Genomic DNA, 336 nt, shown 5'->3' with positions numbered 1-336 from the left:
GTCGACGAGTTGACGAACCAGATCGCGATACTTGTCTCCGACCAGGCGGCTGTTCATGTAGGTGCCGTCATCGAAAACATGGACCACGAATACGCCCAAGCGCAAGGCTTGCAATCGCTGCAGGTCCTGCCCGTTCATTCCCACCAGCGTCGTAAAAATCCTGATGCCATGGCCTTTGGCGAAGGCGTGCTCCACCATTTCGGTGCAGTCCGGATTGAGCCAAGGTTCGGAGTATCCCGCAAAACCAATGTCGACGGAAGTCGGTACGCGGGCCAGACACCGCTTGAAATCTTCAAGACCCAGATGACTCGCATGAGACACTTTTCTTTGCCGGAC

At 55.7% G+C, this 336-nt stretch carries 1 pseudogene; it reads right to left on the bottom strand.

Going from position 1 to position 336, the window contains the following annotated elements:
* Window positions 1-336, bottom strand: a pseudogene (locus EN845_RS36560) (radical SAM protein); the annotation flags it as partial.

Origin of the sequence: Mesorhizobium sp. M8A.F.Ca.ET.202.01.1.1 (assembly GCF_004791595.1) — a bacterium.
Lineage (GTDB): Bacteria > Pseudomonadota > Alphaproteobacteria > Rhizobiales > Rhizobiaceae > Mesorhizobium.
The sequence above is the reverse complement of the archived record's forward strand: the minus strand, read 5'-3'. Positions and strand labels throughout refer to the sequence as shown.